Origin of the sequence: Novosphingobium indicum, from assembly GCF_014645195.1 — a bacterium.
GTDB classification, from domain to species: domain Bacteria; phylum Pseudomonadota; class Alphaproteobacteria; order Sphingomonadales; family Sphingomonadaceae; genus Novosphingobium; species Novosphingobium indicum.
Genome location: NZ_BMLK01000052.1, coordinates 1 through 9908 on the forward strand (window position 1 = coordinate 1; position 9908 = coordinate 9908).

A 9908-nucleotide genomic window follows, 5' to 3' on the forward strand; every position below is an offset into this window, starting at 1 on the left:
TCCTGAGTCCAGTTACAGGCGCTTCATTGTCCACGGCGCCGTGTTTGCAAAAGGTACAATCGCCAAGAAGTTTATCGGGATCCGGGACTGTCGTTGCCCGCCTGTTGAAACAGCAGCGGCGAAGACGACGGCTCCGGAAAAACGGGGAGTGTGAGAAGACGACGACCTGCATGGGCAAAACGATCGAATAGATCTGGGTCAGGAAAACCAGTTGGACACCCCGAGCCCAAGAGCTCGTTTTCGAGATTTGGACCTGATCCCGCGCACACCATACCGGCCCGCGGCAAAGCCGCACAAACCAGGCCTGACAGAAGCGCGCTCTCGATCACTCTCACGCAGATCAAAATCATCTTGCACTACGGGCGGCAACCACAGAAGGTGTCCAGCTGATCCGCGGGCGGTGTCCCGAGAGGGAAGCAGGGACGAATGATCTGCGAAGGCGGTCAGATGGGCTCCAAAGCACGCATCGAGTCAATGCAACGTTTGCCTCTGTGAGACCCGATACAGCACGACCAACTCCGGCTCGGCGAGTGCGGACAGATCCAGATCCTAAAGAAGAATCAAAGTAGAATCTTAGGGTAAATCTTTATGAAAATCTGTACCGCACGATCAGCGACTTGGTCGGCTACAACGTTGTTTTCATGTTGCAACTCCAGTATCAACCTTCGATGAAATCCTGAGGAGCAAAGATCAAGTAACAGCGCAGCCGCGTCACTTGGGTCTTCGTCGTATAAGAAATTAGCTAAATGTAAGGAAATTTGATCTCGAAAATACAAAAATGTATTATTGTAGAAAATATTTTCTAACTTGGGAATGCGTCGATTGTTGATAATTATCATTCGCTCGATTTCGATAGTATCGTCTCGCATCAAGAAATAACAAAATCTTTTCGAAGAAAAGTTCAACAACCTAGATATACTGCGACATTCAGAAATATCGAGTTGAAGAAAACTTCTAAAGAACTTCATTTTTGCTTCAATAGCGGCAAAACAATGTCTTCCTTGTTATCAAAATATTGCCACAGAGTGCTCTTCGATCCGCCCAACATACTAGAAATATCAGACATAGTGACATTATCGCAGCCACTGGCTAAAAACGCATTCATTGCAACGTCTACGATATTTTTACGACGCGCTCTTCTTTTCAGTTCTCTTTTTGAACTGATAGGAGACTTTTTTTGCCGCATAAATCCTACTTGGCTTCGGATCATCGAAAAAATATGGTGCCCGATAATGTCGGAGACAGATAAGAAAAAATTAATTTCTTAATAAGAACATGATTATCTTATGCTAATTCTAGCTATAATTCTTGCCACCAAGCTTTCTCTAAGTGGCTGCCCTCGCTTAATTTTTCTCCAGGTATTATAGCTTATCCCAAGCTCTTTCTGTAACACTGAATCCGTTCTTCCAGTTGAAAAACGTATAATTTTATCCGCGATATCTTTTGGCAGTTTCACCATCTTACATTGTGAACTCATATCGGAATGTTCCGAGGATTACTGCTAAAGGTATAATGCATAACTTTTCATATCGGGTAGACAAGATACCGCGGGAGTACTGACGTATCCAATTCGGCACGGCGGGACAAAAACTTGGCCCGACCATCGCCCGAAAGCCGAACCATATCGAGATAGCGACCCGCGGCAAGAATTTGAGTGACCCCGGTATCCATCGGCGTCATGAAAACCGAAAAATTCGAGATGGCCTCTGCCGTGCTGGCATCGACCTGCCGATGGCTGACGCGCTGGACGAAATGGCGGGTGCGGTAGTCCTGAAACGTCCCTGCCCAGATTTCGGTGACATATGTGACGCGATCTTCGAGTCGCGCGCGGCAATCGTCGAACATGAACCCGAGTTCAAGGTTGTGCTCGGTGTTCTCGGCTGCGCGGCAATAATAGGACGCCTCGTTTTCCTCGGCATAGTTCGCCAGCCAGCCTTTCATGTCCTTGCTGTCGAGTGCATTGGCGTCGGCCAGCAACAGCCGGTCGAGCGCCATTTCCAGCCCGTTCATGGAGTCTGTCATGCCTCAGCCCTCTCGAAACCCATGACCGAGCGGTAATATTCCCAGCGCGGAAGGTTGCCGCTTTCGTCATTCTGCGAGAATTCGGATTCCAGCTTGCCTGGATCGCGCACCCCCTTCTGGAAGATCGCGTTGCCCGGCGTGTGGCTTCCGATGTGGATCCGGTGAAAGATCGAGGCGTCCTCCATGCTGATCAGTCCGCATGGTCCGAGCAGGTTGGAACTTTGCCGCAAGCGGTGGCGAAGCATGTCCGCATCGTCGTTCTGGTGGGCGAAATAGGCGTAGTGGACCTCAGTCGTTTCGGCATCGATTGGGGTCGCGAAGCGCAGGTTTATGACGTCAAGGTGTTTGGTCGAAACGAAGGTCGGGAACAACTGGACGATGCGTGATCCGACCGATGGATCCTGCCCTTTGAAGGCAATCAGATCCTTATCTTTTAGAACGCTGGGACCGCTCGCCACGGAGAGTGCCGACTCGAAACAGACATGGCCACGTTTGGTGGCGGTATACTGCCGCCCTTTGCCGCCCTGCCAATTGAGCATCTTGAATGCCGCGTGGAGCAGCGGGGCATGGTAGCCATCGTTGTCGTTGTAACCTTTCCAGTTGCTGTCATAGCGAACCTTCTGGTAGCCCAGCAGTTTGAGGCGACCGTCGCTCGCCATCAGTTCGCGCAGGGTTTCGCCTGCTTCGCCGAGAAACTGGTCAAGGGGTTCGGTCTCAGCCGAGAACGTCACGAATATCAGGCCGTAGAACAGTTCGAAGCGCGGCTGCCCCAAGGGGTAGTCGGCCTTGTCGAAACCGGGTACGAATTCGCGCGGGTTGGGACATCCAACAAGCTCGCCCTTGGCGCTGAACAGCCAACGGTGATAGGGGCATTCGAACTCGGTTTTGTTGCCCATTACCGCAGTTTCGAGCTGGTTGCTGCGATGCGAGCAGGCATTGTAAAACACGCGAACCTCGCCCCCTTCATCCCGCGAGATCAGCAGCGGGATCCCTGCGAGGCGGATCGTCCGGAAATCGCCTGGGTTGGGCAATTCGCTTTCGTGCGCAACCGGATGCCATTCCGGGCCGTGAAATATCCGCTTGATCTCTTCCGAGTAGAGATCCGATCGGGTAAATGCCGCCTTGGGAACTTCGTTATAGTTCTTCGGCCAGGTCAGGGTCACGTCAGCCATCCTCTTGCTCCCGATTTTTCTGTGGTCGCCTGCCGGCCTGCCTTTAACGCTCTGCTTCGAGCGCTTTGCCCAGTTCGGCCCACATCCGGCCCGAATTACGCGCGCCTTCGAGATAGTTTTCGGGACATAGGTGATAGGGCGGACGGCAAGGTCCGGCGTTCATCCATCCACCGGCGGTCATCCGCGCCTTTTCCAGCGGAATGTTGTAGGTGGAGAAGTCCTTGAAGCTGCCGTTGGGAAACAGCGTTGCTGCCGTGGGCGCGAGCCGCCCCATGAATGTCTTGGCCTTGCTCCAGTCGCCGGTGGCTCGGGCCTGTGCGACGAGATCGCGCAATGTCGTACTGACGAGAGGATGGCAGACCGCGCCGCTGGTCCAGAAGGCATCGACCGAATCGTCCATCCGCGCCGCGCCATAGTAATCGAAGTCGATCGGCAGCAGCTTGATCCGCCCCTTGATTGCGGCCAGATCGGGCAGCAGTGTGCCGACACCGATATACTTGGCGGTAACAACTTGGGGAATTTCGGCGACCTGACCCCAGAAATGGCGCGGGAAATCGAACTTGAATGCTTCGGGATTGGCATAGATTGCAATATTGATATCGGGCACCGCCTCAGCGACATCCTTGTAGAATTGGACCGCGACATCGACGCTCGGCGCGCACCACATCGGTACGCCCAGCATCGTCCCGGTCGCGCCGATATCGACTGCCTTGCGGGTCAGCGCGATGGTGTCGCGGGTGTTGATGCAGGTTGTGCCGACAAACACCGGCACCCGGCCTGCGGCGGTATCGACGATAGTCTTCATAAAGACGAGCTTTTCGTCAAGTGTCATGGTCGCGGCCTCGCCCAGCGTCCCCATACTGAGAATGCCGTCGACCCCGGCCTCGATCAGGCCGTCGACCATGCGGGCCGCTTCGTCGACATTAACAGTATCAGCGGCGCGCCAGTCGGAAGCACCTTCCTTGGCCGGCGTCGGCACGATCGCCCAGGCACCCTTCACATCAGCAGCAGTCAGCAGTTCACGCGCCACGAAACATCTCCCAAAGACTCTTCAATCATTAGCCAATGTGTAACGCATTTCCTATTAACTTGGCAAGGGTTGAATGCGGTTTTATGAGGCCGAATGCCACTAGGATTGCACGCGTCCAGCCGGATGCGGTGTGGGTTGGGAGAAATCAGGGATGACAGACGCAAACGGCAGATTTGCAGGCAAGATCGCAGTTGTCACAGGAGCAGCCCAGGGGATCGGCTTTGCTACCGCGCAGCGCCTAGGGCGAGAAGGGGCCACAGTCGTGGTTGCCGATCGTGCAGAACAGGCGACACTGGATGCGGTTGCGCGACTTATGGCCGAATCTGTCGACGCGCACCCCGCCATCCACGACCTTGAGCAACAGGCTGGAGCCGCTGCCCTGTATAACGCTGTAAGCGATAAATTCGGGCGGATCGACGTGGCCGTCCATAATGTAGGTGGCACGATCTGGGCCAAGCCCTATTGGGAATACACCACCGAAGAAATCGTCGCCGAGATTAATCGCTCGCTGTGGCCGACGCTGTGGTGCTGCCATGCAGTGCTGCCCCAAATGCGCGCGGCAGGTCGCGGCGCGATTGTCAACATCGGCTCGGTGGCAACGCGCGGGGTCAATCGCGTGCCCTACGCGGCTGCGAAAGGCGGCGTGGCGGCGCTGACCGCTGCGTTGTCTCTGGAATTGGAGGATTGTGGCATCAGGGTAAATTGCGTGGCTCCCGGCGGGGTCAACGTGACCCGTGTCACCCCGCGCAACACCGCTCCGCATTCCGACGCGGACCGCAAGGGCTTTGGCGAAGTGATGGAGCAGACCTTGCGCGATACCCCGCTGGGCCGCTTCGGCGAGCCCGAGGAACTGGCCGCCGCAATCTGCTTTCTCGCCGCTGACGAGGCGTCCTACATCACCGGCCAGACGCTCTACGTCGCAGGTGGCGGGATCGGCTGATCCCGCCCGCCTTGTGAGCCTAACCAGCCTGCTTGAGGATTTCGCGGAGCGACACATCGGCATCGGCCAGCTGCGCGGCCTGGGCTCTGGTCCGGCGCTCGATCAGCCGTTTGCCGATGCCCATGTCCGGGGCGCGGTTGACAGTCAGGATGCCCTCGATCGTCTCGCCTGACTGGAAGAATGCGGTAAACTCGTTGCTTGCCATGTCTCCGCGCAGGGTTACCTCGGCTTGCACCGGGATATGGCCGCAGAACTGGATGTTGAGATCGAACTGATCGCTCCAGTACCAAACCGGCTTGCAGTAATCGACGTCCTGCCCGAGCATCGCGAGCGCCGCGGCCTGGGCCTGGTCGGCAGCGTTCTGGTAGGTTTCCTGGCGGATATGACCGCCGAAGAAGCTGTCCTGTTCGGCGACGTCGCCGGCGGCAAAGACATTCTCATTGCTGGTGCGGCACTGCCTATCGACGATTATGCCGTTATTGGTGACGATGCCTGCGTCCCGGGTAAGGCTAGTTTCCGGCACGATCCCGACCCCGACCACCACGGCATCGCAATCCACCAGTGATCCGTCATCGAGTTCGACCTGCGTCACCCGCCCGTCAAGCACCTTCATCGCGTTCACGCCTCGTCCGAAGCGGGTGTCGACGCCGCGCTGGCGATGTTCCTCGCCCAGCCATTGCCCGAACTGCGGCCCGAGCGCGCGAATCATCGGCGCGGCAAGCGGCTCGATCGCGGTCACTCGGCACCCCAGCTTGACCGCGCTGGCCGCGACTTCAGCCCCGATCACACCCATGCCGATGATGACGATCCGGGCGCCGTCCTTGAGGTCCGTCGCCATCCGGGTGGCATCGTCCCGGGTACGCAGGTAATGCACGTTAGCGGCATCGGCACCCTCTATGTTGAGCTTGCGGGCGGAACCACCGGTGGTCAGCAAGATGCGGTCGGCCTGGACCAGGTCTCCGCCCGCCAGGCGCACAGCGCTCGCCGCCAGGTCGAGCGCTTCGGCGCGCGTGCCAAGCCGCATTTCGATGCGGTTGGCGGCGTACCAGGCCTCGTCATGAAGGAAGAAATTGTCCGGTACATTGGCCGGATCCCACAGCACCTCCTTGGACAGGGGCGGGCGCTCGTAGGGCCGCCACGGTTCTTCGCCGATAAGGGTGATCCGGCCATCGAAGCCAGCCTGGCGCAAGGACTCCACCGCGCGGCCACCCGCAAGATTTGCTCCGACCACGGCTATCGATTTCATGCAATTCTCCCAACTTTGCGTGCTTTCCGGGGCTTATTGCCAGAAGGCGCCCCTTTCCATAGACTTACTTTGCATAATATGCAATGCGTTGCGAGAGTTTGCCCGCGCTAGCACTACTTTGGCAGATTTTTACGAGGGTTGTCGGAAGGGCTGCGCCCGCAGTGCGGACATGTTCGATCCGGCGGCTTGGAGAGGCGGTCAATGATGGCTTGCCGGACCGCTGGCAAGCTCGGCTTCGGCGGCGGTCCGGCGATTCTTTTTCCCCCCTTTGGCCTGCTTGAGGCGGAGGGACTGGAGGAAGGCGAAGGCGATCATGGACATCAGGGCGTGTCGGTGCAGGCCCTTCCAGGATCGCCCCTCGAAGTGATCGAGGCCGAGTTCTTCCTTGAGTTGCTGATGCGCCTGTTCGCAGATCCAGCGGGCTTTGATGGCGCCGGCAAGCTGCTTGATCGGCGTGTCGGCGGGCAAGTTGGTGAGGTAGTATTTGCGCTCGCCGGTCGAGCGATGTTCGCCAACGAGCCACACTTCCTCGCCCGGCAGATGCTGGGCGCCCATATCATGAATGCGCTGCGGCGGACCGTCCGCCACCTTGACGCGGACCGCGGCGAAGCAGGCGGAGAGCTGACCTTTGGTGCCACGCCGCCAGTTGACCTTGCGCCATGGCATGGTCTCCAGCATCGCCTTCGCCGATACCGACGTGATGTCGGGTATCGGGTTCTTGCGAGGGCGTCCCCGGCCAGCGACCGGAAAGACCATCGTCACGTCGGCGGGATAGACCTTCTGCTTGAACGGGATGCCAACTGCCCAAGCGAGGCCGCGCTTGCTCAGGCCCTGCCGGAACGGCGCGGAAAGGCCGTATCCTGCGTCGGCAAGGACGCAGCCGAAGCGGACGCCGGCTGCTCGAACCCTGTCGATCTCGGCCAGCGCAATCTCCGGCTTGGTGCGGTAGTGCCGGAAATCCTCGGGAACGCCGGCACGTTCCAGGCGAGCCATGTCGCTTGTCCAACTTTCCGGCAGGAACAGGCGCAAGCCCACCATGATCGGTACCTCGCCCGAAGCCAACGTCAGCGACACCAGCGTCTGGCAGTTGGCGTTCTTGCCGAGGGCTGAGGCATATTGCGGCGCCACGCCGACCGAATGACGCCCCTTCTTGGGCAAGGCCGTATCGTCTATGATCAGCCAGGCATCATCACCACCCACTTGCCGGTTAGCTTCGGCAAGCAGCGCCATCTCCAGTGGAGCTTCGTCCCAGACGCCGCTACCGATGAAGTGATGCAGCTTGTCATAGCTGACCCCGTCATCTCGGGCTGCCATCGGCTGCACGCTCTTGCGGTCGCCTGGACCAATCAGACCCGCTATGTAGGCAGGGCACATCCGACCGCGCGTCTTGTTCCGCAGAGCTCCCACAAACGGTGAAAGCCACGCGTCCAGTTCGCTCCGCCAATCCCCATGCATCGCCAGCCCCCACAGAAACTGGCTCTCTATGAATCACCGGAATCCTGACTTGGGAATCCAAAAAATCATATTTCTGCCAAAGTAGTGCTAGGTTTATTCCTGGATTTCCAACTTTTCAAGACGCAAGGCGAGCTGCCGACGGGTAAAGCCTAAGGTGCGCGCCGCGCGCGCAACGTTGCCCCCACTCGCATCAAGGGCCTCGCGGATCACCAGCCCTTCCATCTCCAGCAGGCTTCCGCCCCCATCGACGATCAGATCCAGCATCTGGCGCACCAAGCCGGCGCGATCGCCGACATTGTCAACGGCGCTGATCCTGCCATCGTTGGTCATGCCCATCGCCGGCTTCAATTCGAGACCGTCGGTTTCGAGGAACAGGTGCCTGACGTCGATCGCTCGCCCGTCGTCCGCCAGCAGCACGGCACGTTCCACCATTCGCTCAAGTTCGCGCACATTGCCGGGGAAATCGTACACCAGCAGCGCGTTGATCGCCTGCGGGGTGAAGCCCGATACCGTTCGGCCATGGCGCATGGCATAACGCAGACGGAAGTGTTCCAGCAGCACCGGAATGTCCTCGCCGCGCTGGCGCAGCGGCGGCACCCGGACCGGCAAAGTCGATATCCGGTAGAACAAGTCGGCACGAAACGTGCCTTCCCGCACCGCCTCGTTAAGTTCCACATTGGATGCTGCGATCAATCGGACATCCACCTTGATCGTCCGCGTATCGCCGACCCGCTCGAACTCACCTTCCTGGACAGCGCGCAGAATCTTCGATTGTGCAAGTGGCGACAGTGTCGAAATCTCGTCCAGGAACAGCGTGCCGCCATTGGCCAGCTCGAACCGACCGGGCCGGGCGGCAACCGCGCCAGTATAGGCCCCCTTGGCCACGCCGAACAGCTCCGATTCGATCAACCCCTCGGGGATCGCCGCGCAGTTGAGCGCGATGAACGGCTCCGCCTCGCGCGTGCTCAGCCGATGAGCGAGCTTGGCCAGCACTTCCTTGCCGACCCCGGTCTCGCCCATTAACAGCAGCGTCGCATTGCTCGACGCGGTGCGTTCGATCATGGTCTTGGCTGAGAGGAACCCTGCCGAGATCCCAATCACCGTTTGGCCCCCATCATGCCACGTTTCGGACAGGACCAGCGGCGTCGCGGCCAATTCGAGGTTGTCCAACTGATCCCATTCGGGTTTTGGTTTGGCGTGAAGTACGCAGGCGACATCGCCTCGCCCCGCACATTCCACTTCGCGCATGACGATCGGTTGTCCCGCGAAGGTTGTGGCAAAGCCGCTGGCAAAGCCGGTCTGCATCCAGCACACCGGATCGGTGCTGTGCCCGATCGCGCTTAGATGGATCGCCGCCTCGATCGAATCGTGGACCCTGAACCGGCCTTCGAAATGCCCCCGCGAGGGATCATTTTCCAGGGTTTCGATCTGGGTCCAGCCGAACCCGGTCAAGGCGTGCGCCTGCGGTCCGACCGCGAATGCTTCGAGATAATCACCATCCGGGCGCAATTTCTTCGCGCCGATCGCGCACCTTGCGCCTTCGGCAAAACCGACACCCCAGAAGAACCGGCTGGCCGCTTCGTGCCCCAATTCGGCAACCAGGCAGCTGCGCCAGCTGGCCAGAGCCGCTTGGCTGAGCAGTACGCAGCGTTCACCATCGTGCCAGATCCGGCCCATTTCCGGTGAGAACTGCAGCTTGCTGGCAATGTCGGCGTAGCCTGGAAGTGTCTTCACCCGGTCAGGCTATCAGATTCGTAACTTTCGGGCCAGACTCAAGCCTCGACATTTACATTTACGTCGATCTGCAAGGTGCCTCGCAGTGGGATTGACCAGCCCGGACTGCTGCAAACCAGTTAGAAAGCGATATTGGCACGATTCGTGCTTAAAATTTCCCGGCATGGCAAACCGATGCCGGCTTTAGCCATGGTGTGAGGAGAGGATCAAATGAACGACAGCATTGCCGATCTGGTTGATTCTCGCACCGGGCGCCAATCGCGCTCGATCTACGCGAGCGAAGACATCTATCGGCAGGAACTTGAGCGG

Annotated in this window: 9 protein-coding genes; 1 reads left to right on the forward strand and 8 read right to left on the reverse strand. The window is 58.6% G+C overall.

Translation table 11 applies throughout. The annotated features are described in order from the left end of the window. Positions 1 to 560: 560 nt before the first annotated feature. From IEX64_RS24835 to IEX64_RS23470, 5 genes are all read right to left on the reverse strand, one after another. Positions 561 to 968, reverse strand: a complete 408-nt coding sequence (locus IEX64_RS24835) for a TetR/AcrR family transcriptional regulator C-terminal domain-containing protein (protein ID WP_373290198.1) — start codon at positions 966 to 968, stop codon at positions 561 to 563. Beyond that, on the reverse strand, positions 965 to 1210 hold the full coding sequence (locus IEX64_RS23455; protein WP_188823811.1) for a TetR/AcrR family transcriptional regulator: 246 nt from the start codon (positions 1208 to 1210) through the stop codon (positions 965 to 967). Before IEX64_RS23455 ends, IEX64_RS24835 begins: the two co-directional genes overlap by 4 nt. A gap of 314 nt (positions 1211 to 1524) precedes the next feature. Further along, entirely contained in the window at positions 1525 to 2022 is a 498-nt protein-coding gene (locus IEX64_RS23460) for an aromatic-ring-hydroxylating dioxygenase subunit beta (RefSeq protein WP_188823812.1), read from the reverse strand. Beyond that, positions 2019 to 3194: an aromatic ring-hydroxylating oxygenase subunit alpha gene (locus IEX64_RS23465; RefSeq protein ID WP_188823813.1), complete on the reverse strand. Its 1176-nt coding sequence runs from the start codon at positions 3192 to 3194 to the stop codon at positions 2019 to 2021. Before IEX64_RS23465 ends, IEX64_RS23460 begins: the two co-directional genes overlap by 4 nt. 43 nt (positions 3195 to 3237) lie before the next feature. Continuing rightward, on the reverse strand, positions 3238 to 4224 hold the full coding sequence (locus tag IEX64_RS23470) for a dihydrodipicolinate synthase family protein (RefSeq protein ID WP_188823814.1): 987 nt from the start codon (positions 4222 to 4224) through the stop codon (positions 3238 to 3240). A gap of 151 nt (positions 4225 to 4375) precedes the next feature. Between IEX64_RS23470 and IEX64_RS23475 the strand changes: the two genes are divergently transcribed. After that, positions 4376 to 5164: a 1,6-dihydroxycyclohexa-2,4-diene-1-carboxylate dehydrogenase gene (locus IEX64_RS23475; protein ID WP_188823815.1), complete on the forward strand. Its 789-nt coding sequence runs from the start codon at positions 4376 to 4378 to the stop codon at positions 5162 to 5164. Between the two features lie 19 nt (positions 5165 to 5183). Here IEX64_RS23475 and IEX64_RS23480 read toward each other — a convergent pair whose 3' ends face one another. The 3 genes from IEX64_RS23480 to IEX64_RS23490 all read right to left on the reverse strand — a co-directional run bounded on the left by IEX64_RS23480 (position 5184) and on the right by IEX64_RS23490 (position 9599). After that, on the reverse strand, positions 5184 to 6410 hold the full coding sequence (locus tag IEX64_RS23480) for an NAD(P)/FAD-dependent oxidoreductase (RefSeq protein ID WP_188823817.1): 1227 nt from the start codon (positions 6408 to 6410) through the stop codon (positions 5184 to 5186). A 198-nt stretch (positions 6411 to 6608) separates the two neighbouring features. Further along, positions 6609 to 7865 carry an IS701 family transposase gene (locus tag IEX64_RS23485; protein ID WP_188823819.1) on the reverse strand — a complete coding sequence of 419 codons (1257 nt, stop codon included), beginning with the start codon at positions 7863 to 7865 and terminating at the stop codon, positions 6609 to 6611. 93 nt (positions 7866 to 7958) lie between these two features. Continuing rightward, on the reverse strand, positions 7959 to 9599 hold the full coding sequence (locus IEX64_RS23490; protein ID WP_188823821.1) for a sigma-54-dependent Fis family transcriptional regulator: 1641 nt from the start codon (positions 9597 to 9599) through the stop codon (positions 7959 to 7961). Positions 9600 to 9908 lie beyond the last annotated feature (309 nt).

What these genes read in the sequence shown, in the direction of transcription:
- IEX64_RS23455 (WP_188823811.1), bottom strand. Translation starts at nt 1,210, where the DNA reads ATGATCCGAAGCCAAGTAGGATTTATGCGGCAAAAAAAGTCTCCTATC.
- IEX64_RS23475 (WP_188823815.1), top strand. Translation starts at nt 4,376, where the DNA reads ATGACAGACGCAAACGGCAGATTTGCAGGCAAGATCGCAGTTGTCACA.
- IEX64_RS23465 (WP_188823813.1), bottom strand. Translation starts at nt 3,194, where the DNA reads ATGGCTGACGTGACCCTGACCTGGCCGAAGAACTATAACGAAGTTCCC.
- IEX64_RS23480 (WP_188823817.1), bottom strand. Translation starts at nt 6,410, where the DNA reads ATGAAATCGATAGCCGTGGTCGGAGCAAATCTTGCGGGTGGCCGCGCG.
- IEX64_RS23485 (WP_188823819.1), bottom strand. Translation starts at nt 7,865, where the DNA reads ATGCATGGGGATTGGCGGAGCGAACTGGACGCGTGGCTTTCACCGTTT.
- IEX64_RS23460 (WP_188823812.1), bottom strand. Translation starts at nt 2,022, where the DNA reads ATGACAGACTCCATGAACGGGCTGGAAATGGCGCTCGACCGGCTGTTG.
- IEX64_RS24835 (WP_373290198.1), bottom strand. Translation starts at nt 968, where the DNA reads ATGAAGTTCTTTAGAAGTTTTCTTCAACTCGATATTTCTGAATGTCGC.